26 protein-coding genes and 1 pseudogene are annotated in these 26655 nt (G+C 68.2%); 10 read left to right on the top strand and 17 right to left on the bottom strand.

Features of this window, described 5'->3' with window-relative positions:
- Nucleotides 1-61: 61 nt before the first annotated feature.
- The 5 genes and pseudogenes from ACU5AP_RS05630 to ACU5AP_RS05650 all read right to left on the bottom strand — a co-directional run bounded on the left by ACU5AP_RS05630 (nucleotide 62) and on the right by ACU5AP_RS05650 (nucleotide 5693).
- Entirely contained in the window at nucleotides 62-451 is a 390-nt protein-coding gene (locus tag ACU5AP_RS05630) for a hypothetical protein (RefSeq protein WP_128720278.1), read from the bottom strand.
- 6 nt (nucleotides 452-457) lie between these two features.
- Nucleotides 458-1792: an N-succinylarginine dihydrolase gene (astB, locus tag ACU5AP_RS05635; protein WP_446680922.1), complete on the bottom strand. Its 1335-nt coding sequence runs from the start codon at nucleotides 1790-1792 to the stop codon at nucleotides 458-460.
- Nucleotides 1789-3216, bottom strand: a pseudogene (astD, locus tag ACU5AP_RS05640) (succinylglutamate-semialdehyde dehydrogenase); the annotation flags it as partial. The gene astB and the pseudogene astD, both read right to left, overlap by 4 nt.
- Before the next feature lie 208 nt (nucleotides 3217-3424).
- The gene (locus tag ACU5AP_RS05645) at nucleotides 3425-4432 is read right to left on the bottom strand and encodes an arginine N-succinyltransferase (protein WP_446680923.1); all 1008 of its coding nucleotides are present in this window, start codon (nucleotides 4430-4432) and stop codon (nucleotides 3425-3427) included.
- Between the two features lie 4 nt (nucleotides 4433-4436).
- Nucleotides 4437-5693: a hydrolase gene (locus ACU5AP_RS05650; RefSeq protein ID WP_446680924.1), complete on the bottom strand. Its 1257-nt coding sequence runs from the start codon at nucleotides 5691-5693 to the stop codon at nucleotides 4437-4439.
- Nucleotides 5694-5810: 117 nt separating this feature from the next.
- Here ACU5AP_RS05650 and ACU5AP_RS05655 point away from each other — a divergent pair, with 117 nt between their 5' ends.
- The 3 genes from ACU5AP_RS05655 to ACU5AP_RS05665 all read left to right on the top strand — a co-directional run bounded on the left by ACU5AP_RS05655 (nucleotide 5811) and on the right by ACU5AP_RS05665 (nucleotide 7351).
- Nucleotides 5811-6269: a hypothetical protein gene (locus tag ACU5AP_RS05655; protein WP_003165469.1), complete on the top strand. Its 459-nt coding sequence runs from the start codon at nucleotides 5811-5813 to the stop codon at nucleotides 6267-6269.
- Between the two features lie 26 nt (nucleotides 6270-6295).
- The gene (locus tag ACU5AP_RS05660) at nucleotides 6296-6637 is read left to right on the top strand and encodes an ArsC/Spx/MgsR family protein (protein WP_446680925.1); all 342 of its coding nucleotides are present in this window, start codon (nucleotides 6296-6298) and stop codon (nucleotides 6635-6637) included.
- Between the two features lie 360 nt (nucleotides 6638-6997).
- Nucleotides 6998-7351, top strand: a complete 354-nt coding sequence (locus tag ACU5AP_RS05665; RefSeq protein ID WP_446680926.1) for an ArsC family reductase — start codon at nucleotides 6998-7000, stop codon at nucleotides 7349-7351.
- Between the two features lie 3 nt (nucleotides 7352-7354).
- Here the strand turns inward: ACU5AP_RS05665 and ACU5AP_RS05670 are convergent, their stop codons facing one another.
- Complete coding sequence (locus ACU5AP_RS05670; RefSeq protein ID WP_003165466.1) at nucleotides 7355-7591, bottom strand: DUF2188 domain-containing protein; 237 nt, start codon at nucleotides 7589-7591, stop codon at nucleotides 7355-7357.
- A 189-nt stretch (nucleotides 7592-7780) separates the two neighbouring features.
- Between ACU5AP_RS05670 and ACU5AP_RS05675 the strand changes: the two genes are divergently transcribed.
- The 6 genes from ACU5AP_RS05675 to der all read left to right on the top strand — a co-directional run bounded on the left by ACU5AP_RS05675 (nucleotide 7781) and on the right by der (nucleotide 13189).
- Nucleotides 7781-8164 carry a DUF6249 domain-containing protein gene (locus tag ACU5AP_RS05675; RefSeq protein WP_046654304.1) on the top strand — a complete coding sequence of 128 codons (384 nt, stop codon included), beginning with the start codon at nucleotides 7781-7783 and terminating at the stop codon, nucleotides 8162-8164.
- A gap of 25 nt (nucleotides 8165-8189) precedes the next feature.
- Nucleotides 8190-8747 (top strand): RNA polymerase sigma factor, encoded by a 558-nt coding sequence (locus tag ACU5AP_RS05680; protein WP_128720270.1) that lies wholly within the window; start codon nucleotides 8190-8192, stop codon nucleotides 8745-8747.
- Nucleotides 8737-9168, top strand: a complete 432-nt coding sequence (locus tag ACU5AP_RS05685; protein ID WP_046654300.1) for a hypothetical protein — start codon at nucleotides 8737-8739, stop codon at nucleotides 9166-9168. The genes ACU5AP_RS05680 and ACU5AP_RS05685 overlap by 11 nt, the downstream gene beginning before the upstream one ends.
- A gap of 144 nt (nucleotides 9169-9312) precedes the next feature.
- A complete protein-coding gene (locus tag ACU5AP_RS05690) occupies nucleotides 9313-10086 on the top strand; it encodes a tetratricopeptide repeat protein (protein ID WP_128720269.1) in 774 nt (257 codons plus the stop codon).
- 24 nt (nucleotides 10087-10110) lie between these two features.
- The gene (locus tag ACU5AP_RS05695; protein WP_128720268.1) at nucleotides 10111-11532 is read left to right on the top strand and encodes a PQQ-like beta-propeller repeat protein; all 1422 of its coding nucleotides are present in this window, start codon (nucleotides 10111-10113) and stop codon (nucleotides 11530-11532) included.
- Between the two features lie 31 nt (nucleotides 11533-11563).
- Nucleotides 11564-13189 (top strand): ribosome biogenesis GTPase Der, encoded by a 1626-nt coding sequence (gene der, locus ACU5AP_RS05700; protein WP_046654295.1) that lies wholly within the window; start codon nucleotides 11564-11566, stop codon nucleotides 13187-13189.
- 76 nt (nucleotides 13190-13265) lie between these two features.
- Here the strand turns inward: der and ACU5AP_RS05705 are convergent, their stop codons facing one another.
- The 6 genes from ACU5AP_RS05705 to radA form a co-directional block, all read right to left on the bottom strand.
- On the bottom strand, nucleotides 13266-14546 hold the full coding sequence (locus tag ACU5AP_RS05705; protein ID WP_232624013.1) for an O-antigen ligase family protein: 1281 nt from the start codon (nucleotides 14544-14546) through the stop codon (nucleotides 13266-13268).
- 31 nt (nucleotides 14547-14577) lie between these two features.
- Nucleotides 14578-15339: an SDR family NAD(P)-dependent oxidoreductase gene (locus ACU5AP_RS05710; RefSeq protein WP_088411861.1), complete on the bottom strand. Its 762-nt coding sequence runs from the start codon at nucleotides 15337-15339 to the stop codon at nucleotides 14578-14580.
- Between the two features lie 39 nt (nucleotides 15340-15378).
- Nucleotides 15379-15720 (bottom strand): VOC family protein, encoded by a 342-nt coding sequence (locus tag ACU5AP_RS05715; RefSeq protein WP_046654292.1) that lies wholly within the window; start codon nucleotides 15718-15720, stop codon nucleotides 15379-15381.
- A 6-nt stretch (nucleotides 15721-15726) separates the two neighbouring features.
- On the bottom strand, nucleotides 15727-17232 hold the full coding sequence (gene purF, locus ACU5AP_RS05720; protein WP_128720266.1) for an amidophosphoribosyltransferase: 1506 nt from the start codon (nucleotides 17230-17232) through the stop codon (nucleotides 15727-15729).
- Nucleotides 17233-17313: 81 nt separating this feature from the next.
- Nucleotides 17314-17850: a CvpA family protein gene (locus tag ACU5AP_RS05725; protein WP_128720265.1), complete on the bottom strand. Its 537-nt coding sequence runs from the start codon at nucleotides 17848-17850 to the stop codon at nucleotides 17314-17316.
- 33 nt (nucleotides 17851-17883) lie between these two features.
- Nucleotides 17884-19257, bottom strand: a complete 1374-nt coding sequence (radA, locus tag ACU5AP_RS05730) for a DNA repair protein RadA (protein ID WP_446680927.1) — start codon at nucleotides 19255-19257, stop codon at nucleotides 17884-17886.
- Nucleotides 19258-19419: 162 nt separating this feature from the next.
- Between radA and ACU5AP_RS05735 the strand changes: the two genes are divergently transcribed.
- Nucleotides 19420-20037 (top strand): Yip1 family protein, encoded by a 618-nt coding sequence (locus tag ACU5AP_RS05735; protein ID WP_076222749.1) that lies wholly within the window; start codon nucleotides 19420-19422, stop codon nucleotides 20035-20037.
- Nucleotides 20038-20079: 42 nt separating this feature from the next.
- On the opposite strand, the gene alr is transcribed toward ACU5AP_RS05735, so the two are convergent.
- The 5 genes from alr to ACU5AP_RS05760 form a co-directional block, all read right to left on the bottom strand.
- Nucleotides 20080-21129 (bottom strand): alanine racemase, encoded by a 1050-nt coding sequence (gene alr / locus ACU5AP_RS05740; RefSeq protein ID WP_128720263.1) that lies wholly within the window; start codon nucleotides 21127-21129, stop codon nucleotides 20080-20082.
- Nucleotides 21130-21177: 48 nt separating this feature from the next.
- Nucleotides 21178-22680 carry a replicative DNA helicase gene (locus ACU5AP_RS05745; RefSeq protein ID WP_046654370.1) on the bottom strand — a complete coding sequence of 501 codons (1503 nt, stop codon included), beginning with the start codon at nucleotides 22678-22680 and terminating at the stop codon, nucleotides 21178-21180.
- Between the two features lie 120 nt (nucleotides 22681-22800).
- Nucleotides 22801-23202, bottom strand: coding sequence for a hypothetical protein (locus tag ACU5AP_RS05750; protein ID WP_076222745.1), 402 nt, complete (start codon nucleotides 23200-23202; stop codon nucleotides 22801-22803).
- Between the two features lie 51 nt (nucleotides 23203-23253).
- Complete coding sequence (locus tag ACU5AP_RS05755; RefSeq protein WP_128720262.1) at nucleotides 23254-23631, bottom strand: hypothetical protein; 378 nt, start codon at nucleotides 23629-23631, stop codon at nucleotides 23254-23256.
- A 183-nt stretch (nucleotides 23632-23814) separates the two neighbouring features.
- Nucleotides 23815-26223 (bottom strand): TonB-dependent receptor plug domain-containing protein, encoded by a 2409-nt coding sequence (locus ACU5AP_RS05760; RefSeq protein ID WP_446680928.1) that lies wholly within the window; start codon nucleotides 26221-26223, stop codon nucleotides 23815-23817.
- Nucleotides 26224-26655 lie beyond the last annotated feature (432 nt).

A 26655-nucleotide genomic window follows, 5' to 3' on the forward strand; every position in this document is an offset into this window, starting at 1 on the left:
GACCGCAGCGTGACGAGGGCTGCGGCCGATGGTCCCTTCGCTACTAAAGAGGTGTGGAAGCTCAAGCGCCGATATGAACGAAGCGCGCGGTGATTTTAAGGTCGTTCTGACTAATCAGCGCGGCGCACGATCTTTCATCAGAGGCTTCACAGCCTGACCATTCGACGCGCCAGACTTCGCCCCAGCTTTCAGGTACGCGAGCGGTCAACTGGACCGATGTCCCTGACATAGCTCGAATCCAGCATAGTCGAGGAGCTTCGTAACGATCGAACTCAAAGCGTTGGGCACCGCACCGAATCCCGACCGGCGAACTGACTACGATTGCCTGCGATGGAGCATCTTCATTGACCTCTACAGTCAGGCGGGTGTCCAGGCGGCGTCCTTTCACTTCCAGGAAACCGAGGTCGGTGACGGGATCTTGTAGCAGAAACAGGGTGAGGAGCGCGATCATGAGAAATCAGGTCCGCTGGAACGGATAAAAGCCGCCGCCGAGGTTCAGGATCTGCGTCAGCTCGTCAAGCGCGCCACGCGTCTCGTCCAGTAGGGCGGGGTCGGCCAGGTCGTGCGCCGTCAGGCTGTCGCGATACCAGCGGCGGCCCCAGTCCGACAGGCGGGCGTGCAGCGCGTCGGTCAGGCGCATGGCCGGATTGGTCGCCGCCAGCTCGGCCTCGGTCAGGACGACCCTGAGACGGAGGCAGGCCGGGCCGCCGCCGTTGCGCATCGACTGGCGCACGTCGACGTATTCGACATGGCCGATCGGGCCGTTGGAGGCGGCGAGCCCTTGCGCGACCGCATGGCTGCGCGGGTTGTCGCGCGTCTCGGTCGGGCAGATCAGGGTCAGGCGGTCCTGCCCCGGAACCCGGATCAGCATGGAGTTGAACAGATAGGAGCTGATGGCGTCGGCCAGCGGCAGGTCGGCGGCCGAGACCTCGACGAACTGCGGCTCGAACCCGTCGGCGGCGGCGCGGATGGCGGCCTTGGTCGCGTCCGTGTCCTCGAAGGCCAGCTCATGGAAGAAGAGGGTGTCCAGGGCCCCGACGCAGACCACGTCGTTGTGGAAGGTGCCGCCGGCGATGGCGGCCTTGCCCTGACGCGCCAGGACGGCGCCGGACGCTTCGTGGCGGCGCATGATCGCCTCGGACGCCTCGCGCCTCTGACGGGCGGGATAGGGACCGTCCCAATGCTCCCAGGCCTCGCGGCCCCAGACCATCAGATTGACGCCCGCCTCGCCGTGATCGCGGCACAGGCGGACGTGGTTGGCCGCCCCTTCGTCCGCCAGGTGGGCGACCGAGGGCAGGGCGTCGTGAACGGCGAAACGGCTGGCGTCGGGGAAGAGGGCGTCCAGCGCGCGCTTGGTCTGATCGTGCTCAAGGCTGCGGTGCAGATTGGTGATCAAATTAGCGGGGGTGAAGTGGACGCGGCCGTCGCGGCTGTCGGCGCTGGGCGTCACCGTGGCGGCGTTGGCGGCCCACATGGGCGAGGCCGAACAGGCGGCGGCGGCGAAGGAGGGCGCATCCTTCCATGCGCGCTCCAGCACCTGGGCGTCGGAGCCCGAGAAGCCGAGGTCGCGCAGGAAGGGGATGTTCGGCCGCTCATGCGGAGGCAGGACGAACTGGGGCAGGCCCAGGTCGGCCAGGGTCTTCATCTTGTCGAGGCCCTGCAGTACCGCCGCGCGCGGGTTCGACGCCTCGCCCTTGTTCAGGCTGGACGCCAGATTGCCCGGCGACAGTCCGGCGTAGGAGTGGGTCGGCCCGATCAGGCCGTCGGCATTGGCCTCGACAGCAGAAGTCATGCGCGCAAGCCCTTGATCTCGTTTTCGATGTTCTTGACCGATCCCGCCTCGAAGCTGGCGACCGGATAGGCGCAGTAGTCGGCGGCGTAGTAGGCGCTGGGGCGGTGGTTGCCGCTGGCGCCCAGGCCGCCGAAGGGCATGTCGCCCGCCGCGCCCGTGGTCGGGCGGTTGAAGTTCACCACGCCCGCGCGGATGCGGTTGATGAAGCGGTCCCAGTGCTTCGCATCGTCGCTGACCAGACCAGCGGACAGGCCGTATTTCGTGGCGTTGGCGGCGGCGATGGCGGCGTCGAAGGTCGGGACGCGGATGACCTGGAGGAAGGGAGCGAACATCTCTTCGTCCTCGACCGCGACGCCGGTGACGTCGATGATCGCAGGCTTGACGAAGGCGCCCGGCAGGTTGTCGACGGGGCCGGAGGCGCGGATCACGCGCGCGCCCGCGTCGATGCGCTGTTGCAGGGCGGCCAGCGCGTTGCCGGCGGCCTTCTCGGAGATCAGCGGCCCGGCGTAGGGTTCGGGGTCGCTGTCCCACGGGGCGAAGTTCAGGCGGTCCGACATGGCGGCCACGGCCTCGACGATGGCGTCGCCCTGCGCGCCTTCCGGCACGATCAGGCGGCGCGCGCACGAGCAGCGCTGACCAGTGGTGACGAAGGCGGACTGGACCACGATGCCCGCGACAGCCTCAGCGTCGGCGGCGTCCCAGACGACCAGCGGGTTATTGCCGCCCAGCTCCAGCGCCAGGATGACGTGGGGATCGTCGGCGAACTTGCGACGGAAGTGAGCGCCCGCCGCGCCCGAGCCGGTGAACATCAGGGCGTCGATGGGCTGGTCCAGCAGGGCCGCGCCGGTTTCGCGCCCGCCCTGCACCATGTTGAACACGCCCTTGGGCAGGTCGGCGGCGTCCAGGCACTCGGCCATCAGCTGGCCGGTTAGGGGCGTTTCCTCGGACGGCTTGAACACGACGGTGTCGCCCGCCAGCAGGGCCGGGACGATGTGGCCGTTGGGCAGGTGGCCGGGGAAGTTGAACGGGCCGAGCACCGCCGAGACGCCGTGCGGGCGGTGACGCAGGGTCGCGCGACCGAAGGCGGTGTCGTTGCTGCGCTCGCCGGTGCGCTCGTCATAGGCGCGGATCGAGATATCGACCTTGCCCGCCATCGAGGCCAGTTCGGTCTTGGTCTCCCACAGGGCCTTGCCGGTCTCGCGACTGATGGCTTCGGCCATTTCGGGGGCGCGGTCTTTCAGGATGGCCTGATAGCGCTTCACCGCGTCGATGCGGTCCTGGCGCGGACGGTCGGCCCAGTCGGGGAAGGCGGCGCGGGCGGCCTCGACGGCGGCGCCGACCTGTTCGGTCGTGGCGGCTTCGCCTTCCCAGACGGTTTCGCCGGTGGCGGGGTTGGTGGAGGTGAAACGGGTCATTTGAGTTCTCCCCTTCTCCCCTTGCGGGAGAAGGTGGTCGCGGCAGCGACCGGATGAGGGGTTGCGGCGACGTCTGACGGGGCGGTGCTGTAGTTAAGATAAGAGGCGGACGTCGCGGCGACACCCCTCATCCGACCTGCTTCGCAAGCTGCCTTCTCCCACAAGGAGAGAAGGGCGTTTTTGTGCGCTACCGCCTTCGGCTGCTTGAGCGCGGGTATCACGACTTCACCCGCACCGTGGCGCCGTCCTTGATCTTCAGGGCGGCGGCGACGTCGGGGGTCATGTGAACGGTTTCGCCGTCCACCAGGACGCGGGCGCGCACGGCGCGGAAGGCCGAGACGCTGTCGGTCGAGACGAGGCTGGGCAGTTCGACCTCGACCTCCTTCTCGATGCGGGCGCTCAGGACGCGGGCGTCGCGGACGGTGCGGATGTTGTCACGACCGCAGGCCACGGTCGGACCGGCGTCGAAGATGTCGACCAGGCCGTTGGGACGGAAGCCTTCGCTTTCCAGCAGGGCCATGGCGGGCACGCCCTGGGGGTGGACCTTGCCGATCACGGCGCGCGCGGGTTCGGGCAGCAGGTCGATGTAGATGGGGTGGCGAGGGGCCAGGTCGAGGATGAACTGCTTGTCGGTCGAGCCGCTCATGCGGTCAGCGTCGTCGAAGTCCATCGGGAAGAATTTGTGCGCCACATGGTCCCAGAAGGGGCAGTAGCCGTCGGGCGTGAAGACGCCGCGCAGTTCGGCCAGCACGTTGTCCGCGAACAGGTCCGGCTGGGCCCCGATCAGCATGTAGCGCGACTGGCTGAGCAGGCGCCCGGCGCCGCCCTTGCGACGATCGGCCTTGAGGAACAGGGAGCCGACCTCGGTCCAGCCTGTGCATTCGTTGACCAGGACGAGGGTCTGATGGTTCAGCTTGATGCCCAGCGAAGGCGACTGGACCGTGTTGTTGACCACGCGGAAGCTGAAGAAGGGGCGCTTCAACCCTACCGTCGCCTTGACCGAGCCGACGCCGTCGATGTCGCCCGTGTCGCCGTCTTCCAGCATCAGGGTGTACCAGGCTTCCTGCGACGGAATGCGGCCTTCGAAGCTGGCCTGGCTCAGTTCCAGGCGTTCGCTGAGGACATCGGCGTCCTCGGGCAGGCTGGTGAAGCCGGGGCCGGACAGGATGGCCAGTTCGAGCAGGTGATGAAGATCGGCGGGGCCGGCGGGGCGAACAACGAGCATGCGGTTACATCGTCTCCAGTCGGAGCTGTTTCAGTTTGAGGGCGTCGATCTCGCCCGAGGCGATCTTGCACAGGATAAGGGCGGACAATTGCGCCCGTTCGACGAAGCTGGCGGGCCAGGCGAACTCCTGGTCCGAGTGAATCTCGCCGCCGACGACGCCCAGAGTGTCGACGTTGGGCAGGCCCGCGGCGTGCAGGTTGTTGCCCTCGCAGACGCCGCCGGACGGCTTCCAGGCGATGGTCTGGCCCAGCAGGTCGCCGGCGTCGCGCACGGCGTGGAACAGGGCGGTCTGGCTGGCGTCCATCGGCTTGGGCGCGCGGGTCATGCCGCCGTGCAGGTCCAGCGTCAGGCCGGGGAAGGGCGGCTCGGCGGCGAGGGCGCGCACCGTTTCGTCGATCCAGGTCGCGCTCTGGGCGTCCGGCACGCGGACGTTGAAGCGGACCACGGCGTTGTCGGCCACGACGTTCAGGGGGCCGCCGCCCGCGATCTTGGCCACATTGACGGTGACGCCCTCGCGCTGGCCGTTCAGGCCGTGCAGGCGGGCGGCGATGATGGCGGCGCCCGCGACGGCGTTGGCGCCCTCATGGAAGGCGCGGCCCGCGTGGGCGGCCTTGCCGGTGACGATCAGGTGGAAGTTGCCGCTGCCCTTGCGTTCGCCCGCGAGCGTCCCATCGGACAGGGCGGGTTCATAGGTCAGGCCGACGTGGCCGCGCGCGCCCAGTTCCGCCAGCAGGGGCGCCGAGGCGGGCGAGCCGATCTCTTCGTCGGGGGACAGAAGCACGGTCCAGCCGACGCGGGCCTTGTCGGGATGGGTCTCGAAGGCCTCCAGCGCGGCCAGCATGACGCTGATGCCGCCCTTCATGTCGGCGATGCCGGGGCCGTTCAGGGCGCCGTCGTCGCGCGTGACGACGGTCTGGAAGGCGCTGTCGGCGGGGAAGACGGTGTCGTAGTGGCCGGTCAACACGACCTGAAGCGGGGCTTCGGGCCGGACGACGATCTTCAGGCAGTCGGCGTAGCTCTCGGCGATGACCGCGCCGCTGTCGGCGACGGTGGTGGAGCCTTGCGTCGGCACGCGCTCGACCGTGGCCTGCGCGAAGGCGGCGCGCGCCGTGGCGTCCAGAACGTCGAGAATCCGCGCCAGCCCTTCGGCGTGGCGGCTGCCTGAGTTGATGTTGGACCAGTCGACGGCGCGCTGGACAATGGCGTCGCCTTGGGCCGCGACGTGATCGAGCACGGCCTGATCTTGAGGTTCGATCCGCATGGCGGCGACCCTAGACGGGCGGGCGCCAAAGGTGAAGGTGGGGCGATATCTCTTTCACGCACTTGGGATTTCGGCGCGGAGCGGGATAGTTTCGCCGCCTCAGTCAGGGAGTCGCGCATGAACCGACGGATCGCACCGCCCCAACCGTTCGCCCCGGTCGATTCGACCGAGACGGCGAGGGCGCTGGCGCGCGGCAGCGCCTGGGCCTTCTGGATCTGGGCGGGCGTGGGCCTGATGCAGGCCGGGCTGGTCTGGTTCCTGAGCGCGCCCGAACAGGCGGAGTTCCGCGGGGCGACAACGGGTTTCGCGGTGGTCTTCTCGGCCGTGGCCGCCGTTCTGGGCCTGGTGCAGTGGCGCCGTCCCAACCGCATCCTGCCGGTCTTCGGCCTGGCCTGGGCGCTTTATGAACTGAGCGCGATGTCGGTCAGCCTGATGGTCGGGGCGTCGCCGGCCGCGCCGGGGCTGCCGGGCTGGAGCGTCGGCGTGGCGGGAGCCGGCATGGTGCTGTGCCTGTTGCTGCACATCGGCGGCCTGCGCGGGGCGGGGAAGCTGGCGCAAGACGGCCTCAAGGCCTAGGTGAGGGCGCAGACAGGAGCCTGACCATGACCGTCACCCTTTACCACAACCCGAAATGCTCGACCTCGCGCAAGGCGCTGGAGCTGCTGCGCGAGCGCGGGACCGAGCCGACGGTGGTCGAGTATCTGAAGACCGGCTGGGACGCCGAGACCCTGAACCGTCTGGCGCGCGAGACGGGCGGCGGGCTGAAGGGCCTGCTGCGCAAGAAGGAGGTTAAGGCCGCCGAGTTGCTGGCCGCCGATGCGGATGACGCGGCGGTCCTGGCCGCGATGATTGAGAGCCCGGTCCTGGTCGAGCGCCCCATCGTCGAGACGCCCAAGGGCGCGGCGATCGGTCGGCCGGTCGAGGCGGTGTTGGGGGTGCTTTAGGGGCTCTTGGTTTTCCGAGCTTCAGCCTCCTGCGCTCGACTATGGGCTTCAACGGCCTCTGCCGCCTCTGCGGGGACTTCGGCGCGGGCTTCAACAGATTGTTGGACGCCTGCGATCTTGCCCGTCTCAACAGGCGTCGTCACCTTTGCACTGACTTCATGACGGGGCTCGGAGCAGGCTGATATGAGCGCCAGGGTCGTTAAGGCTGCTGCACGCTTCATGTTCGCCTCCGTTTGATAACGCGACTCTTTCAAGTGAAGGTTGGTTCGTCGAGTGAAGATTTCTTCATGCGACAGGTAAATTGACCCCTCCGCGCTTCGATGTCAGACCCCGGTTGTCCGTCACGCTTGGAGTTCGCCCATGACCCGCACCCTGTATGGCATCAAGGCCTGCGACACGATGAAGAAGGCGCGCGTCTGGCTGGATCAGAACGGCGTGGCCTATGACTTCCATGACTACAAGGCGGCTGGGGCGAACCGCGCCGAGGTGGAGCGCTGGGTCGCCGAGCATGGCTGGGAGAAGGTGCTGAACCGGGCGGGCACGACCTTCCGCAAGCTGTCGGACGCCGACAAGGCCGACATCGACGCCGCCAAGGCGGTGGACCTGATGCTGGCCCAGCCGTCTATGATCAAGCGGCCGGTGCTGGACCTGGGCGACGGGCGCACCCTGTTGGGCTTCAAGCCGGACGTCTACGCCGCCGCCCTGAAGGGCTGAGGTTCAGTCCTCGACGGCGGTCGTCGGGCGGTCGTGGCCGTCGGCGCGCTCGGTGACCCACTGGCCCGAGGCGTCTTCATATTCGATCCAGAACGTGCGGTCCGGCACGCGCTGTTCGCGCGCCGCGGCCGTGGCCGCCGCCAGCGCCGCTGCGTGGCTGGGGAAGGTCTCGGAATAGCTGTCGCCCAGTTGGTAGGCCCAGCCGCCGTCGTGCTGGACGATGCGATAGGTGATGGTCATGCGCCGCTCCGAAGGGATCGGCTACAGCGTTGAACGCCGTTTCGGGCGTGTCGAGTCACGCTGTGGTGACGCATTACGAAGAGTTCATGCGCGCAACTGCATCCATAGGCGATCATCGCCGCCTCTTGTGATCAGAAGGCCGCCGCATCAGGCTCGGCCGAACAGAGTTTCACGAAGGGGCGACAACCCATGGACGGCTTTGAAATCCTTATCCCGCTGGCGCCATTCCTGATGGTGGTGGCGATCGTGGTCATCCCTGCCTGGCTGAAGAGCCGCGAGCGGCGCGAGATGCAGGCTACGCTGCGGACGGCCATCGAAAAGGGCCAGCCTCTGCCGCCCGAGGTCATCGAGACCATCAGCAAGGAGAATGTGAAGCCGCCGGCGACGGCTGCGCGCGACCTGCGCACCGGCGTCATTCTGCTGGCGGTGGCCTTCGGCATCGGCATCTTCGGGTATGCGGTCAGCTTCGCCGAGATGGACGCCTACTATCCCATCGTCGGCATCGCCGCGATTCCGGGCATGATCGGTCTGGCCTTCATCATCCTGAGCTTCTTCAACAAGAACAAAGGCTGAGGCGGGCCGGAGCAGGGAAGCCGTCATGGCCCAAGCCTTACGTGATCTGCATGACGTCGAGCTGGCCGGGCTTGCGGCCGGCGGCGGCCGCCGCGAGTTCGGCGAGTTGGTCCGTCGGCACGGCTCGGCGGTGCGGGGGCTGCTGCGCCGTATGGGCGCCCAGCCTGCGCTGGCCGACGACGTGGCTCAAGACGCCTTTCTGCTGGCGTTCGAGAAATGCGCCGAGTTCCGGGGCGAAGGCACCTTCGCCGCCTGGATCAAGCGTATCGCCGCCCGCATGTATCTGAAGCGCATCTCGAAGGAGGCGCGCTATGTGGCGGAAAGCGAAACGGAAAACGTCGCGCCCGCCGTCGACAGCATCGGCCGCGTGGACCTGGACGAGGCCTTGAAGGGGCTCAGCGAGGTCGAACGCCTGTGCGTCTCCCTGTGTCACGGCGCGGGGCTGTCGCACCCGGAAATCGCCGCGGCCATGAATTTGCCGCTTGGAACGGTGAAATCTCATGTCAAGCGTGGTCTGGATAAACTTCGGGCCCGGCTCCAGCCGGGGCCGGTTGCAATCGGGAGCGCATCCCATGTCGGCTGATGAATTCGACCCGACGATCGAGCGCCTGTTCGCGCAGACGCCGCACTTTCCCGATTCGGTCTTCTTTGAAGCGGATGTGGCCGCGCGGCTGAACAAGGCCTCGCGCGTGCGGTCCGTGGCCCTGTCGGCGGCGGGGGTGATCGGGGGCCTGATCGCGATGCACGAACTGCTGGGCGTCAACTTCCATGTGGGACCGGATGGATTCTCCGCCCAGGCGGGCGGCGTGATCGATTCGGCCAGCTCCCAGGCCGGGATTCAGGGCGGGCTGGCGCTTCAGTCGCTGCTGGAGCGGAGCGGGCTGGGCGATGCGGCCCTCGGCTCCATTGGCTCCATGGGCGGGATGCAGATGTTCTGGGCCACGGCCGGGGTGCTGGTCGCCTTGCTGGCGGCGGGCGTGGTGAAGCTGTCGCAACAGATCTGAGCGCCGTTTTCCCGCCCCAGTCCCGGCTTAGGGCTGGAAAAAGCCGTTTCGCGCCCAACGCCTGCGTTGCGGCCGTGACGCCGAACCTCTAGGGTCGCGGCGTTTTTATGATCGGCCTTGGCTGCATTTTTGGGGCGACGTTTCGTGGTTGATGTCTTCGAACAGGTCGAGGAGGAGCTTCGCTCCGAACGCTATAAGCGTCTGGCTCGCACCTGGCTGCCGATTCTGGGCGGCCTGCTGGCGGTCGCCCTGGTCGCCGCGCTGGCCTGGTGGGGCTGGCAATCCTATGTGAGCTCGCAGGCCGACAAGGCCTCGGCCGCCTATGAGCAGGGCGTTCAGGCGCTGCAGGCGGGCAAGCCCGCCGAAGCCAAGACCGCCTTCGCCGAGTCGGCCAAGGCGGGCGGCGGCTACAAGGCCCTGGCCCTGATGCAGCAGGCGGGTCTGGCTCAGGCCGAGAACAAGACGACTGAGGCCGTGGCTCTGCTGGATGAAGCCGCCAAGGCCGCCAAGGATCCGATTCTGTCCGACATCGCCGCCCTGAAGGCGGTCTTCCTGGTCATGGACACGGCCTCGCTGGAAGACGTGCAGAAGCGTCTGGAGCCGCTGACCGGCGACAAGCGCCCGATGCAAGCCTTCGCCCAGGAAGCCCTGGCCATGGCCCAGCTGCAGCACGGCAAGACCGCCGAGGCGCGTCAGACCTTCGTGCAGCTGCAACTCGGCCAGGATGTGCCGGACCCGGTGCGCCAGCGCGCCCAGGCCGCCGTTCAGGCCGTCGACACCGGCACGGCCGCCAACCTGGCCGCCATCGTCAAGGCCGCCGCTGCGCTGCCGACGCCCGCTCCGGGCCAGGCGGCTCCCGCCGCTCCGGCCGAGGCTGCGGCCCCGGCTCAAGCGCCCGCCGCGACGCCTGCCCCCTGATTTGACTCCCTCGGGACGCCAACCATGACCAAAACCCTTAAAGTCGCCCTGTTGAGCGGTCTGGCCCTGACCGTCGCGTCATGCGGCACGGTCCGCAACGCCCTGCCGTTCGGTCTGGGCGGAGACAAGGAGCCGGTTGCGACGGCGACCGAGGGACAGCGTGTCTCCATCCTGGAGTTCGAGCAGCAGCTGGCCCCCTCGGCGGCCCTGTCGGGTCGTGACTTCTTCCTGCCGGGCCCGCAGGCGGCGACCGCCTGGAGCCAGCCCGGCGGCAACGCCGAGAATGCCGTCGAGCATGTGATCGCCGCGCCTGAGTTCACCGTCGCCTGGCGGCGCGACATCGGCGCAGGCTCGGCGAACGATCGCCAGGTCATGTCCCCGGTGGTGGCCGAGGACGGCAAGATCTTCGTGCTGGACGGCGAAGCGGGCGTGACCGCCGTGGACGCCGGAACCGGCGCCGTCTTGTGGAAGGCCAGCGTCAAGGTCGAGGAGGCTGATCGCGGCCGCCGCTTCATGGGCATCGGCCTGGGGGGCGGATCGGGCGGCGGCGGCTTCGGCGGCGGCGTGGCCGTCAGCGGCGGCAAGGTCTTCGTCTCGTCGGGCTATCGCGTCATGACGGCGTTTGACGCCAATACGGGCGCCGAGCTGTGGCGCACCGCAGTCGACCTGCCGATCCACGGCGCGCCGACGGTGGCGGGCCAGCGCGTCTATGTCGTCGACATCGACAACCAGTTGATGGCCTTCAACGTGGCCAACGGCCAGCAGGACTGGTCCTATCGCGGCATCACCGAGCCGGCCCGCATCATGCGCGCTTCCAGCCCGGCGGTCAGCGGCGGCACGGTGGTGGCGCCCTTCTCCTCGGGTCAGATCGTGGCTCTGCAGGCGACCAACGGCCAGCCGGTGTGGGAGCAGGTGCTGTCGCGCACCAGCCGCACCAGCGCCCTGTCGGAACTGCGCGACATCGCCGGTCGTCCGGTCGTCAGCCGCGGTCAGGTCTACGCCATCAGCCAGTCGGGCGTGATGCAGGTGATGGACCTGCGCAGCGGCCAGCCGAAATGGTCCCTGCCCATCGTCGGGGTGAACCAGCCCCTGCCGGTCGGCGACGTGGTCTATGTCGTGTCCCAGGCAGGCGAGCTGACCGTGGTCAACCGCGAGACGGGCCAGGTTTACTGGACCCGCGACCTGAACGAGGGCCGCGTCCGCAAGGAAGGCGGCTTCCTGGGCTTCGGCAAGCGCACCGTGCGTCCGGTCTGGTCCGGCCCGATCCTGGCGTCGAACCGCCTGGTGCTGGTCAACTCGGACGGCGAGGCCGTGGCCTTCGATCCGAAGACGGGCGCGCAGACCGGCAGCCTGAAGCTGGGTTCGGCCGCCTATATCGCCCCGGCCGCCTACAACGGCGCCCTCTATGTCCTGACCGACAAGGGCCAACTGGTCAGCATCCGCTGACCTTTTCACCGATTTAAGCTAGAAGGCCGACATGGCTCTGAAGGTCGCCATCGTCGGCCGCCCCAACGTGGGCAAGTCGACACTGTTCAATCGCCTCGTCGGCAAGCGCCTTGCGCTGGTCGATGATCGCCCCGGCGTGACCCGCGACCGCCGCTACGCCGACGGCGTGATCGGCGACATGGATCTGACCCTGATCGACACGGCGGGGTATGAGGACGTCACCGACGAAAGCCTGGAAGCCCGGATGCGCGAGCAGACCGAGGCGGCGATCGAGGACGCGGACCTGATCCTGTTCATGATGGACGCGCGCGAAGGCGTGACCTCGCTGGACCGCATCTTCGCCGATCGCCTGCGCAAGGTGCACAAGCCCGTCGTCCTGCTGGCCAACAAGTCCGAAAGCCGCGAGAGCGGCGGCGGCGTGGGCGAAGCTCATGGTCTGGGCTTCGGCGAACCGGTGCCGATCTCGGCCGAGCACGGCGAGGGCATGGCCGACCTGTATCAGGCGATCCTGGCCGCGTCGGAAGACATCTTCATCGAGGAAGTCGACGAGCCGGAAAAGCCGATCCGCATCGCCGTCATCGGCCGTCCGAACGCGGGCAAGTCGACCCTGATCAACCGCCTGATCGGCGACGACCGCCTGCTGACCGGCCCGGAAGCCGGCATCACGCGCGACTCCATCTCGGTGGACTGGGTCTGGGAAGGCAAGAACATCCGCCTGATCGACACCGCCGGGATGCGTCGCAAGGCCCGCGTCCAGGAGAAGCTGGAAAAGCTGTCGGTCGCCGACACCATTCGCGCCATCACCTTCGCCGAGGTGGTGATCATGGTGATGGACAAGGACGACGCCTTCGACACCCAAGACCTGCAACTGGCCGATCTGGTCGAGCGGGAAGGGCGGGCGCTGGTCTATGTCGCGTCCAAGTGGGATCTGGAAGAAGAGCCGCAGTCGCGCCTGGCCGAGCTGAAGCGCCTGGCCGACGACAAGCTGCCGCAGCTGCGCGGTTCGCCCTTCGTGGCCCTGTCGTCCTTCAACGGCCGCGGCGTCGAGCGTCTGATGCCCGCCGTGCTTCAGGCCTATGACACCTGGTCGGTCAAGGTGAAGACCAAGGATCTGAACGACTGGCTGTCCCTGGCGACCCAGAGACATCCGCCGCCCGCCGTGGACGGCAAGCGCATCAAACCGAAATACATGGCCCAGACCAAGGCGCGTCCTCCGACGTTCGTGCTGATGGCCAGCCGCGCCGCGTCCATGCCGGAACACTACAAGCGCTATCTGATCAACTCGATCCGAGAGAGCTTCGACCTGCACGGCACGCCGATCCGGCTGAACGTCAAGTCGGGTTCGGCCAACCCCTATGCCGAGGGCGGCGCCAAGTCCGGCCCGGAACGCTTCAAGGGCGACGCCAAGACCGCCCCGCGCCGGGTGATCAAGGCCGAGAAGGCCGAGAAGCTGTCCAACCTGCCCGGCAAGGCGCTGGAGCAGAAGGCCAAGGCCGGCATCAAGCCCAAGGTGAAGCCTCTGGGCGGATTGAAGGCCAGCGCGTCCAAGAAGGCGGGCTCCAACGCCTTCATCGGCAAGGGCGCGCGCGGCGGCGCACGCCAGGTGTCCCGCTCGGGCCGCGTCCGTACGGGCCAGAAGGGCGGAGCCAAGCGCTGAAGATGTCGTCCCGGCCAACGGGACGTCTTTCGCCCATTGCTCAGGTCTGCGCTGATCGCTCCGCCTTGCGCGGCGATCAGCGTGGGCGACTGGGCTGTTCGGGTTCGTCGCCGAGCGCGAGCTTCAGGGCCAGGGCGACCATGACGACCCAGCGCAGCTCATGCCAGTTCATGGCGATGCTCTCGCTGAGCATGGTGAAGGTGAAGGAGGCCATCATCGGCAGGGCCACCCAGCCGCCGGGGCTGGTGTAGGCCGCCCACAGCGATTGCGCCCATATCTGCACCAGCCACAGTGCGAACAGGATGACGCCGCCCAGTCCCAGGGCGATGTAGATCTCCAGCCAGCCGCTGTGGGCGTTGGCCGGGATGAAGTGGGCCTGGTGCCCGATCCAGGCTTTAGGGCCGGTGAAGCCGGGGTCGTCCCATACCGCGCCGTAGCCGAAGCCGCGCCAGGGATGCTCGGACATCTGCTGCATGATGCCGGACCAGATTTCTGTGCGGCCGGTCAGGGTGGCGTCCTTGCCCAACAGCCCCAGCACGACGTCGGTTTCGGCGGAGATCAGCAGGGCGCCGCCGATGACGACCACGACGGCCAGCCAGGTGGCGACGACGGCGCGCAGGGGGCCGGACTTCACCACGGCGACGAAGCACATGGCGCTGAGCGACAGCAGCAGCACCAGCAGGGCCGTCTTCGAGGTCGACAGGATGACCAGCGCCACGGAGACGACCGCCAGGCCGAACCACAGCTTGCGCCGCTCGGGAGCCATGACGCCCGCGGCCAGCAGGAAGATGGTGGTCTTCACCATGACATGGCCCAGGCCGTTCTTCTCAAGCCACAGGCCGCGCCAGGCGCCGGGGAAGAGCTCCTGCATCCGGCCGAAGTCGGGCAGCAGCGCGCCCAGCAGGAAGGAGAGGACGGCCAGGGCGCCGAGGGTTCCCGCTATGATCTCGGTCAGGCTGCGCCAGCTCCACCGCGAAGCCAGGGCCACGCCCGCCAGGGTGGTGAACAGCAGGGCCGGAATCCGCCGCGCCGTCAGATCGGGCATGATGGACCAGAAGTAGGTGGCCGCCGTCAGCAGCAGCAGGGCGATCAGCAGCGGCGATCGGACCATGCCCCTGATAGCGCGCTCGGGCCTCATGCAGACCAGCACCACAGCCAGCAGATAGGCCGGATAGTAGAAGTTGCGAAGGAAGTCGGCCGAGCGCGCGCCATAGTCGGTCAGCGGCGCGCTCCAGAAGCCGACATAGGTGAGGATCAGGCCGACTGAAGCGATCAGCGCCACAACGTCGGCCAACGGGGCGGCGCGGACCAGCGGCAGGGACGAACGACGCAGCGTTGAGCTTGTCGCGGTTCGCACGTCCGTCGCCGGTCCTGTCGGCATGAAGACCCTAGACCAGGGCGTCCGCCGACAGGCCTTGCTTCCATTCCTTGAAGCTGACCGTCAGAGGCGGAGTGAGATCAGGGCGGGCCAGTTCGACGATCAGGGGACCGATCTCCGAAGGATGCGGCAGAACGCTGGGATCTTCGCCCGGGAACGCCTGGGCGCGCAACTGCGTCCGCATCCGGCCCGGATCGACGATGCTGGCGCGCACCGGCGTGCTCTCGATCTCGTCGGCCCAGCATTTGACCAGGGCCTCGGCGCCCGCCTTGGTCGCGGCGTACATGCCCCAGAAGGCGCGCGGCTGGCTTGCGACGCTGCTGGTCAGGTGGATGGCGCGCCCGGCGTCCGAGGCGCGCAGCAGCGGCTCCAGCGAGCGGATCAGGCGATAGACGCCGGTGAAGTTGATCTTCTCGACCTTGGCGAACTCGCGCGGTTCGGCGTGGGCGACCGGGGTCAGGCCCGACGGGCCCATGGTGGCCGCCGCCTGAACCCAGATGTCCAGCTTGCCGAAGCGTTGGAACAGGGCGCCGCCCAGGCGGTCGATGGCGCCGCCGTCCACCAGGTCGAACGGGACCAGGCTGGCGTGCTGGCCGGTGGCGGCGAAGATCTCGTCGTCCAGCTCCTCCAGGGCGCCCTGGGTGCGCGCGGCGGCGACGACGTGGGCGCCGGCCTTGGCCAGGGCCAGGGCAGATTCGCGGCCGATGCCGCGCGAGGCGCCGACGACCAGGGCGACGCGGTTGGCGAGAGGGAGGGAAGCGTGTTCGGACATGGGGCCGCTGATAGCGCGGCCGGACGCCCGGCGAAAGGCTCAGTAGCCCGGCGCAGGCTGCCACAGGCTGAAGCTGACGCCCTGATCGTCGCTGACCACGACCGACAGGCCGGACGGGCTCTCGGCCGGCACGGCCGCGCGGCCGCCCAGCTCGGTCACGCGGGCGCAGGCGGCGTGGATGTCGTCCACGCGGAAATAGAGATTGGGGAAGGTCTTGTGCTCGCCCTTGGTGAGGCCGAAGGCGGGGTCGGACCCGGCCACATGGGCGTAGGTCGGGCTGGACGAAGCCTCATCGAAGCGCCAGCCGAACAGGCCCGCGTAGAAGGCGCGGGCCTTGTCGACGTCAGGGGTGTCGAGCGTGAAGTAGCCGAGCTGGATCATCCAGCCTTAAGCGGTCACCAGCAGAGAAAGTTGCTTCCCGCGCGGATCGCGGCCGCCTTCCTCGATCTCACGATCCAGCAGACGGGTCGGATAGTCGCCGGTGAAGTAGTGGTCGGTGTACTGCGGGCTGGCGGCGTTGCGCGGCCCGGCGCCCAGGGCGTCGTACAGGCCGTCGATGGACAGGAAGCCGAGGGAATCGACCTCCAGCACCGCGCGCATCTCTTCCATGCTGTGGGTGGCGGCCATCAGCTGCGACCGCTCGGGCATGTCGATGCCGTAGAAGTCTGGGAAGAGGATCTGCGGGCTGGCCGAGCGCAGGTGCACCTCCTTGGCGCCCGCCGCGCGCACGGCGCGGACCAGCTTCAGCGAGGTGGTGCCGCGCACGATGGAATCGTCGATCAGCACGACGCGCTTGCCTTCCAGGGCGGCGCGGTTGGGGCTGTGCTTCATCCGCACGCCCTTCTGACGGGCGCCCTGGCTGGGCTGGATGAAGGTGCGGCCCAGGTAGTGGCTGCGGATGATGCCCATTTCATAGGGCAGGCCGCTTTCCTGGGCGTAGCCGAGGGCGGCGGGGACGCCCGAGTCGGGCACCGGCACCACGATGTCGGCCTCGACCACGTGCTCGCGCGCCAAGCGACGGCCCATCTCCTTGCGGACGTCATAGACCGACAGGCCGTTCACGACGGAATCGGGACGGGCGAAGTAGACGTATTCGAACAGGCAGGGGCGAGCGGCGCGTGCGGCGAAGGGCTTGATCGAGGTCAGGCCCTCCTCGTCGATGACCACGACCTCGCCGTGTTCGACGTCGCGCACGAAGGTGGCGCCGATGGTGTCCAGGGCGCAGGTCTCGGACGCCAGCACCCAGGCTTCGCCGACCTTGCCCAGCACCAGCGGGCGGATGCCCAACGGGTCGCGCGCGCCGATCATCTTGTAGCGGGTCTGGGCCACCAGGGCGTAGCCGCCTTCGATCCGGCTCAGGGCGTCGATGAAGCGGTCGACGATCTTGGCCTTACGGCTGCGGGCGATCAGGTGGAGGATGGCCTCGGAGTCCGAAGTGGACTGGAAGATCGCGCCTTCCGAGACAAGTTGCGCGTGCAGGTATTTGAAATTCGTCAGGTTGCCATTGTGGGCGATGGCGATGCCGCCCTGGTCCAGATCGGCGAACATCGGCTGGATGTTGCGCAGGAAGCTGCCGCCGGCGGTGGAGTAGCGGGTGTGGCCGATGGAGGCTTGGCCTGGCAGGCGTTTCGTCAGTTCGGCGTTGCCGAAGGCGTCGCCGACAAGGCCCTGGTGCCGTTCGGTGTAGAAGCGGTCGTCGTGGACGCTGGCGATGCCGCAGGCTTCCTGGCCGCGATGCTGCAGGGCGTGCAGGCCCAGCGCGACGATGGAGGACGCCTCGTTCTCGGGCGCGCCCCAGACGCCGCAGACGCCGCATTCGAGGCGCAGCTGATCATCTTCCGGCTCACGCCAATGCTCACGGTGAACGACGGGTTCGGCGATATGGTGGCGCATCGTCAGGCTCCGATGACCGGGGAAGGATAACTCAAAGGGCGGCGCCGCGCACGTAAGCCGCCCAGGCGTCCGGGGCAAGCCTCATTGGTCGGAAAACCCTTCGCGAACGGAAGAACCGACGACGGGGGTCAGGGCGTCGGCGCCCTTGCCCAGGGTCGGCAGCACGATCTGGATGGCGCGGGCGGCGCCCTCGCTGACCGGGGCGGTGGCGGCTTCGGACAGCCAGCGCGGCGGGTTGTCCTGCATGGCGCCCATGATGATCAGGTGGACGGCGCCGATCAGGGCCAGGGCGCGGACGAGGCCCACCAGCAGACCCAGCGTCTGGTCCAGCATGCCGAGGGCATGGCCGCGCGCGCCCTGCGAAATGGCCGAGCCGAGGAAACGCAGGCCGAAGTAGAGGATGACGAAGACCAGCCCGACGGCCAGCACGGACCCGGCCCAGTCGGGATCGACCAGATCGCGCCCGATCGGCGCCGTCCACGGCAGGCTGATCAACGCCAGCAGCGCCGCCAGCATGAAGCTGAACAGGGCCGTGAGCTCGCGCATGCCGCCCCGGAACCATCCGGCGGCGCCCGAGGCCAGCAGGGCCAGGATCACGAAGACGTCGTAGCCGGTCACGCGCTCTGCGGCCTCAAGGGATGGGAACGCGCCTTAATAGCGGTTCTGGGAGATTCGCTCGACCGCGTCGGTCAGGCGGGTGACGACGGTCAGGGCGACATCGCCCTTCTTCACCTTGCCATTGGCTTGTGGCGGCGCGAGGGCGCGCTCGAAGCCCAGCTTCTTGGCCTCGCGCAGGCGGGCCTCGGCACGGCCGACGGCGCGGACCTCGCCTGACAGGCCGATCTCGCCGAAGACGACGCAGCCCTGGGGCAGGGGCATGTCCAGCGCCGAGGAGATCAGGGCGGCGGCGGCGGCCAGGTCGGCGGCGGGCTCGTTGATCCGCATCCCGCCCGCGACGTTCAGATAGACGTCCTTGTCGCCGAACCCCAGACCGCAGCGAGCCTCCAGCACCGCCAGCAGCATGGCCAGACGGCCGGAGTCCCAGCCGACGACCGCTCGTCTTGGCGTGCCGTATGCAGAAGGCGCGACAAGCGCCTGAATTTCCACCAGAACGGGGCGCGATCCCTCAATCCCGGCGAAGACGGCGGCGCCGGGCGCCCGGTCCTTGCCTTCGCCCAGGAACAAGGCCGAGGGGTTGGGCACTTCGCGCAGACCGGAATCGCCCATTTCGAACACGCCGATCTCGTCGGTGGCCCCGAAACGGTTCTTGCCCGCGCGCAGGATGCGGAAGGGATAGCCGCGCTCGCCCTCGAAGCTGAGGACGGCGTCGACCATGTGCTCGACCACGCGCGGCCCGGCGATCTGGCCGTCCTTGGTGACGTGGCCGACCAGGACGATGGCGGGGCCGCCGTTCTTGGCCAGCCGCACCAGTTCCGCAGCGCAGGCGCGCACCTGGGTGATGGAGCCGGGACCGGCGTCGTGCGCGTCGCTCCACAGGGTCTGGATGGAGTCGATGATGACGATGTCGAACGGATCGCGCTTCAGCGTCGTCAGGATGTCGCGCAGGGCGGTGGCGGAGGCCAGTGACACGTCGGCGTCGGCCACGCCCATGCGTTTGGCGCGGGCGCGGATCTGCTCGATCGCCTCTTCGCCTGAGATATAGGCGACCTTGGCGCCGTTGCGCGCCGCCTTGGCCGTGACCTCCAGCAGCAGGGTCGACTTGCCGACGCCGGGGTCGCCGCCCAGCAGGATGGCCGAACCCGGCACCACGCCGCCGCCGCAGACGCGGTCGAACTCGGTCACGCCGGTGACGATGCGCGGCGGCTCAGGCGTGTCGGACTGCAGAGACTCGAACTGGACCCCGCGCCCGCGCGCGGTCGAGGCGGGCTTCATCGCGCCCGGCGGGGCGGCCTTGGATTCCTCGACCAGGGCGTTCCACTCGCCGCAGGCCGAGCACTGCCCGGCCCATTTGGAATGAACCGCCCCGCAGGATTTGCAGACGAAGAGAAGAGAGTCGCGCGCCATGTGATCAGACCTAGCAGATCAGACGGGCCAGGACAGGCGGGTCGGAATGGCTTACGTCCGAAACTGTCATAGGGAGAGTGCGGGGTTGCGTCGGCATCCACACAGCCGTCATTCTGACATGATAAGGCCGTGATCCGACTCAACCGCCCAGAAGGCTAACGAATGACCCTGGAAAATCCCCCCGCCGTCGATCCCTCGCTCGTCTCGCGGGTCAAATACATCCTGACACGGCCCAAGTTCGAATGGCCGGTCATCGACGCCGAAAGCGCCAGCATCAAGGGGCTGTTCACCAGCTACGCCGTCATCCTGGCGGCCATTCCGGCGGTGGCGACCATCGTGGGCCAGATCGCCTTCGGCCATCGCGGCCTGTTCGGTCCGGTGCTGGCGGGCGCGCTCAGCTATGTGCTGAGCCTGATCAGCGTCTATATTCTGGGCCTGATCATCGACGCCCTGGCGCCGACCTTCGGCGGGACAAAGAACCCGGTGAAGGCGATGCAGGTCGCCGTCTATTCCATGACCGCCGCCTGGGTGGCGGGCGTGCTGAACGTCCTGCCGATGCTGGCCTGGCTGGCGGGCCTGCTGGGCCTGTACGGCTTCTACCTGATGTATCTGGGCCTGCCGACGCTGATGAAGACCGCCGCCGACAAGGCGCTGGGCTACACCATCGTGGTGGTGGTCGCGGCCATCATCCTGAACGTCATCGTCTTCGCCATCGTCGGCGCGGTGATCGCCAGCTTCGTCATCGTCGGCGCGGGCGCCACGGCGTTCGCCCTGAGCTAAGTCTGAAGAAGGGCTGGGGCCTTGCGCCTCAGCCCTTTGCTGTCAGCCCTGATAGACGCGCGGCACGCGCGGCGTGATCGAGGTCAGCAGTTCATAGCTGATGGTGCCCGCTGCGGCGGCCGCGTCGTCGATCAGGCGATTGGCGCCGAAGATCTCCACCGGATCGCCCGCCTTGACGTCGAGGCCGGTCACGTCGACCGCCAGCACGTCCATCGACACCCGGCCGATGATGGGCCGCATCTCGCCCGCGATGAAGACCTGCCCCTTGGGGCTGTAGGAGCGCAGCACGCCGTCGGCGTAGCCCGCGCCAACGGTGGCCACGCGCATCGGCCGCTCCGCCCTATACCCTTGCGAATAGCCGACGGTTTCGCCTGCGGGCACGTCGCGTACCTGCACCGCCTGGGCGATCAGGCTGGCGACCGGAGCGATCTTCTCGTGCGGGCGGCCTTCCGGCCCGCCGCCGTAGAGGCAGATGCCTGGACGCACCACGTCGAAGGCGAAATCCGGCCCCAGGAAGCAGCCGCCCGAGTTGGCGAAGGAGCGCGTCACGCCCGGATAGCGTTGGACCGCCGCCGCATAGGCGTCGCGCTGGGCGCGGTTCAGCGGGTTGGACGGTTCGTCGGCGCAGGCCAGGTGGGTCATCACCAGTTCGAGACCCTCGAACGGTTCGGGCGCGTCCTCGACGCGGAAGCCCAGCCGGTTCATGCCGGTGTCGATCTGAAGCCCGCAGGCCCCGCCGCCCGCCGCCTGCCAGGTCTGAAGCTGGGTCGGGTGGTTGATGACGGGCCGCAGGTTGGAGGCCTTGAGCATGGCGGCCCCGTCGCCGTGGCAGCCGTCCAGAATATAGATGACCGGCTCAGGCCCGATCGCCTCGCGCAGGCGCACGCCCTCGGCCGCACGGGCGACGAAGAAGGTGCGCGCGCCCTCGGCCATCAGGCGCTGGGTCACGGCGGCGGCGCCGAGGCCGTAGCCGTCGGCCTTCACGACCGGATTGACCGGACGGCCGGTCACGGCGCCCAGGGTGCGATAGTTGCGGGCGAGCGCGTCCAGATCGACGTTGAGGACGGCGGGAGCGAGGACGGGGGAGGTCATGGCGACGGTTATAGGCCGCTGTTCGGGCGGCGCCACCGCTTTGACGGCCTACTCCGGAATATCCGCATAGGCGCCGCCGTAGCGGCCGTCGTGGGCCAGGTTGCCGAAGCGGGTGGTGTTGGAATCGAACGCCAGCTTGACGATGCCGATGGGGCCGTGGCGCTGCTTGCCGATGACCACCTCGGCCTGGTGCTGCAGGCGGTCCATGTCTTCCTGCCACTTCAGGTGTTCTTCGGTGCCTTCGCGCGGCTCGGCCCGGCCCAGGTAGTAGCTTTCGCGATAGACGAACATGACGCAGTCGGCGTCCTGTTCGATCGAGCCGGATTCCCGCAGGTCGGACAGTTGCGGCCGCTTGTCCTCGCGCTGCTCGACCTGACGCGACAGCTGCGACAGGGCGATGATGGGGACGTTCAGTTCCTTGGCCAGGGCCTTCAGGCCGCCGGTGATTTCCGACACTTCCTGCACCCGGTTCTTCTGGCTGTTCTCGCCGGTCGTCACGAGCTGAAGGTAGTCGACCACGATCAGGTCCAGGCCGTGCTCCATCCGTTTCAGCCGTCGCGCGCGCGCCGCCAGCTTGGAGATGGACAGGCCGCCGGTGGCGTCGATGTAGAGGGGGCTTTCGCCGATCTCGATGGCCGCGTCGCGGATCTTGCCGAAGTCCGAGGCGTCGATCTCGCCCTTTCTCAGCTTGTCCGAGGACACGCCTGACGCATCGGCCAGGATACGCATGGCCAGCTGTTCGGCGCTCATTTCCAGCGAGTAGAAGGCGACGACACCGCCGTCGACCGTCTTGCGCCCGCCGTCCGGCGTCGGCTCCCAGCGATAGTTCCGCGCGACGTTGAAGGCGATGTTGGTGGCCAACGCGGTCTTACCCATCGAGGGACGGCCCGCGAGGATCAGAAGGTCCGACGGGTGCAGGCCGCCCAGCTTCTGGTCCAGATCGTCCAGACGGGTGGCCAGACCGGCCAGCTTGCCCTCGCGCTGATAGGCCTCGCCCGCCATCTCGACCGCGCCGGACAGGGCGTGGGAGAAACTGACGAAGCCCGACGACGGCTTGCCTGTCTCGGCCAGGGAATAGAGCGTTTGCTCGGCCTGTTCGATCTGTTCGTCGGCGGGCGTCTCGGGGTTGGGCGCCTCCTTGATGATCTCGCCGCCGATGCGGATCAGGTCGCGGCGCAGGGCCAGGTCATAGACGACGCGGGCGTAGTCGGGGGCGTTGGCGGCGGGCGGCGCCCGGTCCACCAGATCGGCGAGGTAACGCAGGCCGCCGAACTCCTGGAACGCCGGATCCTGCTTGAACCGCTCCATCAGAATGGTCGGCTCGGCCAGCAGGCCCTGACGGATGTGGTCCTCGACCGCATCGAACAGGCGCTGGTGGAAGGGCTCGTAGAAATGGCTGCCGCGCAGACGGTCCGACAGGCGCTCGAACACGGCGTTGTCGAACATCAGCGAGCCCAGAAGGGCCTGCTCCGCCTCCAGGTTGTGGGGCATGGACGACACCTGCACGGCGTCGGGGGCGTCATAGGGCATCGGAGCGAAGGCGGCGTTCATCGGCATCATCAATACGCATAGGCGCGCCCTGCGTCAGACGCGGGCGGGGTCGTGGTCGTGGACAGTCGCCGACGCCTGTGGACGGGCGCGGAAAACCGCTGTCGGATCAGTAGGAGGTCGTCAGGCGCGGCAGGGGTAGCGCTCGGCCATCCAATCGCGCACGGCCTGGGTCACGGTGATGCGACGGCGCGATTCCGGCATGGTCTCGAAGCGTGCGACCAGAGCCTCGGGCGTGATGCCGGTGCCGGAGGCGGGGATGCAGTGCGCCGGCGTGCGGCCCGCCGAAACGGCCGAGGCCTGCTCGGCCTTGACCGTGCTGACGGCGCCGGTGACGACGCGGATCAGGCGGCGAGTGTCCGGGCGCATTATGGCCACGGCGCGGTTGCGCGGGATGTCATGACCGATCGTCAGGAACTGCTGGACGGTCATGTCAGACGACTGGGCCTGGGCCAGGGGCGCGGAGGCGAGCAGAGTCAGGGCGCCTAGCGACGCGGCGAAGAGGACGGGAACGGAACGCGGCATGGAGGGCTAGATGCGCTCGCCTGCGCCGCTGTGCAAGGGTTCAGGAGCCGGTCAGGCGGGGCAGGGGTATTCCTCGGCCATCCACTCGCGCACGGCCTGATTGACGCTGATGCTGCGCCGCTGGGCCGGGATGGCGTTGAAACGGTTCAGGATCATGTCGGGCGACAGGCTGATCTTGGCGCCTTCGGGAATGCAGGTGGCGGAGCGCCGTCCTGCAGCCTTGGCGGCGACCTGATCGTCGCGCACTGCCTTGAAGGCTCCGTTCATCTCATTCATCAGCCGCCGCGTGTCCGACCGCAGCAGCGCCGTGGGATTGCGAGGGATGCGGTTGGCGGAGGTGAGGAACTCCTGCACGGTCATGGCGGCGGCCGCGCTGGGCAGGGCGGACAGCGCCAGGGCGGCGACGGTGGCGAATGTGGCGGCTTTCATGGGCTTCCCTCCCGCGAGACGGTGAAGCCTAGCGCGCGGTTCGCGACCGAACCATGACCGACGAACGTTGGCCCACATTAAGTTTTCGTCAGACGCGGCGGCTCCCCGCGGGCCGCCGCGCCTGACGAGGGAGGCGCGCTCAAAGGACAGGGAGGAAGCCCCGATGCGCGCGCTCCAAGTCCATCACCACTTCACGTTCAACCGGGCGTAGCCGTAGCGGCCGTTGAACCCGAACGGCGAGTAGTAAGGGAAGCCCAGCACCCCGTTGTTGTTCAGGTTGGCGGGCACGAAGTCCGGGTATTCGTCGAAGACGTTGTCCACGCCGATCGCCAGGCCGATCCGGTCGGTGATCTGGAAGCGGCCTTCCAGGTCGATGGTGGTCTTGTCGCCGGTCGAATAGTCGTTGGCGGACGTCGAGCCGGGTTGCAGCACGCTGGCGTAATAGGTCGCTCGCGCCGTGGCGCCCCAGCGGCCCTGGCTCCAGTCGGCCGAGGCGGAGACCTTGGTGTCCGGCGTGCCCTCCTCGATGGTCAGGATGCGCTGGCGCGCGAACAGGGTCGGGACCGGGTTCAGCACCGAGGAAGAGGTCGGGGTCTTGGTCACGCTGACGTCGTTGACGTTGGCGGCGACGGTGAAGTCCCAATCGCCCGCCGTCTCGGTGCGCAGGCGATAGCGGCCGACGATGTCGACGCCTTCGGTTTCGGTCGACACCCCGTTGAGGAAGAAGCGCGCGGCCTGGACGCCCAACGGGTCCAGCAGACCGGCGACCTGGGACGAGAAGCTGCGGTTGATCAGCTCCGACAGGACGATCTGGTTCTCGATCTCGATGCGATAGGCGTCGACGGTCAGGTCGAAATTACCCAGCCGTATCACGGCGCCCAAGGTGTAGTTGGTCGAGGTCTCGGCCTTCAGCGGACGGGCGCCCAGAACCGAGGCGACCTCGCTGGTGGCGGGGAAGGTGCCGGTTTCGACGAAGCCGCCGTTCTGCACGACCGAGGAGGTCGAGGTGAAGAAGCTCTGCTGCAGCGATGGGGCGCGGAAGCCGGTCGACGCCGAGCCGCGCAGGGCGAAGTTCGGGGTGAAGTCGTAGCGGGCGGCGAACTTGCCCGTCTGGGCGTCGCCGAAGTCGGAATAGTCCTCGACGCGCAGCGCGCCCTCGACCGTCAGTTTTTCGGTCAGCGGGATTTCGACGTCGGCGTACAGGGCCACGGCGTCGCGGTCTTCATCGACCGCGTTCGAGGGCTGGAAGCCGGGGAAGCCCTGGGCGCCGCCGGCCAGGGCGGTGTTCGATCCCAGCGGGCCGCGATTCCACGATTCCGGCTGGCCGGCGTCGATCTTATAGCTCTCCTTGCGGGCCTCCAGGCCCCAGGCGAAGTTCAGCGGACCGCCGTCCAGGCCGATCTCGAACTGACGCGTGAAGTCCGCGCCGAAGACCAACTGGTCATAGGTCAGGCCGCCGGAATCGAAGCTGGTCGGGGAGGCGGCGCCATAGGTGGCGTTCAGCGAATCCTCAGTGCGGAAGTCCAGGGCGTTGCGGCCGTAGACCAGGCTGAAGTCCGCGTCCCATCCGGCCAGCGTCCCGCGCACGCCGCCGGCGGCTGAAACGTCCTGGGAGTTGATGGCGATCTTGGGCAGGAAGCCGTTCGGATAGATGTACGGCACGTTGTTGGGGTTGTTCGACAGGCGCGGGAAGGCGGCGGATGAGCTGTCGCGTTCCTGATAGCCGGCCCAGCCATAGGCTTCCCAGTCGGCGTTCAGCGGCTTGCCTGCATTGGCGAAGACGCTCCACTGCTCGACCTTGGGGTCGCCGAAGCGGGCGGTGATCGCGCCGTTGGCGGCGGGGCGCGGATCGTAGTCCGAACGGTTGGTCGGGTCGCGGTCGGAATACTCCGCCGACAGGGTCAGGAAGCCGTCCGAGCCCAGGCCGAAGCCCTGCCAGGCCGAGACGGTGACGGCGCGGCCGTCCTGCTCGTCCCGCTTGCCGCGCGCGGTCTCCACATTGGTGAAATACTGGCCGTAGGTGACGCTTGCGCCGCCGCCCTCGCGGGCTTCCTTGAGGCGCAGGTTGACCACGCCGGCGATGGCGTCCGAGCCGTATTGCGCCGAGGCGCCGTCGCGCAGCACCTCGACCCGGTTCAGGGCGCCGCTGGGGATGGCGTTCAGGTCGACGGCGGCCGAGCCGCGGCCGACCGTGCCGTTGACGTTGACCAGGGCCGAGGCGTGGCGGCGCGTGCCGTTGACCAGCACTAGGGTCTGATCCGGCGACAGGCCGCGCAGGGTGGCGGGACGGATCGAGTCCGTGCCGTCATTGGCCGAGGGCCGCTGGAAGGTCAGGGACGGCACCGTCTGGGCCAGGGCGGCGGCGAACTCGGTCGTGCCGCGGTTCTGCAGGGTCTCGGCCGTCACCACGTCGACGGGGGCCAGGGTGTCCAGGCGCGAGCGGGCCGGGGCGCGGGTGCCCGTCACCACGATGTCGTCGACCGAGGTCGCGTCGTCAGGAACAGTTTGGGCGCTGGCGGCGCCTGCGATCAGCAGGGCGACGCCGGATACGGCGGCCAGAAGGGCGGGGCGGCGGGGAAAGCGGGAGGTCATCTCGAGAGGTCGTCTTTTCTGATTGGACGCGCGTCAGGGCTCGCCGCCGCGGAAGGGCGGACGTCAGGCGCGTCGGGAAGCGAAATTCTTAAAGCGGACGGAAACCGCAGACCGGCGGCGGGCCGGTCGTAGGGGACGGTTTCAGTGTCGCGGGCACAGACATCGCGCCGGTCGGACTGCCGGGCGATGCAGTCGGGCGTAAAGGCCGGGGCGCATCGTCATCTCCTGCCCGTCAACGGCGACGAGCCATGGCGATATTGCGGTGCGAAAACGGCGACGCCTATCGAGATTATGTGCGGGGATGTTTAGGGAAACTAAAGTGTGAGCGATATGCTCAATACCCGCCCGCCCCTGCGTCCGCCGAGCGAGCGGAACAGGAGGCGTTCAGCCCAAGAAAAAGGGGCGCTTCCTTACGGAAACGCCCCTCGATCA

The sequence above is a fragment of the Brevundimonas sp. RM1 genome, assembly GCF_052907225.1.

Coding starts and splice junctions, on each gene's coding strand:
- purF (WP_128720266.1), bottom strand. CDS start 17,232: ATGCGCCACCATATCGCCGAACCCGTCGTTCACCGTGAGCATTGGCGT.
- ACU5AP_RS05665 (WP_446680926.1), top strand. CDS start 6,998: ATGACCCGCACCCTGTATGGCATCAAGGCCTGCGACACGATGAAGAAG.
- ACU5AP_RS05670 (WP_003165466.1), bottom strand. CDS start 7,591: ATGACCATCACCTATCGCATCGTCCAGCACGACGGCGGCTGGGCCTAC.
- ACU5AP_RS05695 (WP_128720268.1), top strand. CDS start 10,111: ATGACCAAAACCCTTAAAGTCGCCCTGTTGAGCGGTCTGGCCCTGACC.
- radA (WP_446680927.1), bottom strand. CDS start 19,257: ATGGCGCGCGACTCTCTTCTCTTCGTCTGCAAATCCTGCGGGGCGGTT.
- ACU5AP_RS05735 (WP_076222749.1), top strand. CDS start 19,420: ATGACCCTGGAAAATCCCCCCGCCGTCGATCCCTCGCTCGTCTCGCGG.
- ACU5AP_RS05675 (WP_046654304.1), top strand. CDS start 7,781: ATGGACGGCTTTGAAATCCTTATCCCGCTGGCGCCATTCCTGATGGTG.
- ACU5AP_RS05755 (WP_128720262.1), bottom strand. CDS start 23,631: ATGAAAGCCGCCACATTCGCCACCGTCGCCGCCCTGGCGCTGTCCGCC.
- astB (WP_446680922.1), bottom strand. CDS start 1,792: ATGACTTCTGCTGTCGAGGCCAATGCCGACGGCCTGATCGGGCCGACC.
- ACU5AP_RS05750 (WP_076222745.1), bottom strand. CDS start 23,202: ATGCCGCGTTCCGTTCCCGTCCTCTTCGCCGCGTCGCTAGGCGCCCTG.
- ACU5AP_RS05655 (WP_003165469.1), top strand. CDS start 5,811: ATGAACCGACGGATCGCACCGCCCCAACCGTTCGCCCCGGTCGATTCG.
- alr (WP_128720263.1), bottom strand. CDS start 21,129: ATGACCTCCCCCGTCCTCGCTCCCGCCGTCCTCAACGTCGATCTGGAC.
- ACU5AP_RS05710 (WP_088411861.1), bottom strand. CDS start 15,339: ATGTCCGAACACGCTTCCCTCCCTCTCGCCAACCGCGTCGCCCTGGTC.
- ACU5AP_RS05680 (WP_128720270.1), top strand. CDS start 8,190: ATGGCCCAAGCCTTACGTGATCTGCATGACGTCGAGCTGGCCGGGCTT.
- ACU5AP_RS05660 (WP_446680925.1), top strand. CDS start 6,296: ATGACCGTCACCCTTTACCACAACCCGAAATGCTCGACCTCGCGCAAG.
- ACU5AP_RS05645 (WP_446680923.1), bottom strand. CDS start 4,432: ATGCTCGTTGTTCGCCCCGCCGGCCCCGCCGATCTTCATCACCTGCTC.
- ACU5AP_RS05760 (WP_446680928.1), bottom strand. CDS start 26,223: ATGACCTCCCGCTTTCCCCGCCGCCCCGCCCTTCTGGCCGCCGTATCC.
- ACU5AP_RS05715 (WP_046654292.1), bottom strand. CDS start 15,720: ATGATCCAGCTCGGCTACTTCACGCTCGACACCCCTGACGTCGACAAG.
- ACU5AP_RS05650 (WP_446680924.1), bottom strand. CDS start 5,693: ATGCGGATCGAACCTCAAGATCAGGCCGTGCTCGATCACGTCGCGGCC.
- ACU5AP_RS05630 (WP_128720278.1), bottom strand. CDS start 451: ATGATCGCGCTCCTCACCCTGTTTCTGCTACAAGATCCCGTCACCGAC.
- ACU5AP_RS05745 (WP_046654370.1), bottom strand. CDS start 22,680: ATGAACGCCGCCTTCGCTCCGATGCCCTATGACGCCCCCGACGCCGTG.
- ACU5AP_RS05685 (WP_046654300.1), top strand. CDS start 8,737: ATGTCGGCTGATGAATTCGACCCGACGATCGAGCGCCTGTTCGCGCAG.
- der (WP_046654295.1), top strand. CDS start 11,564: ATGGCTCTGAAGGTCGCCATCGTCGGCCGCCCCAACGTGGGCAAGTCG.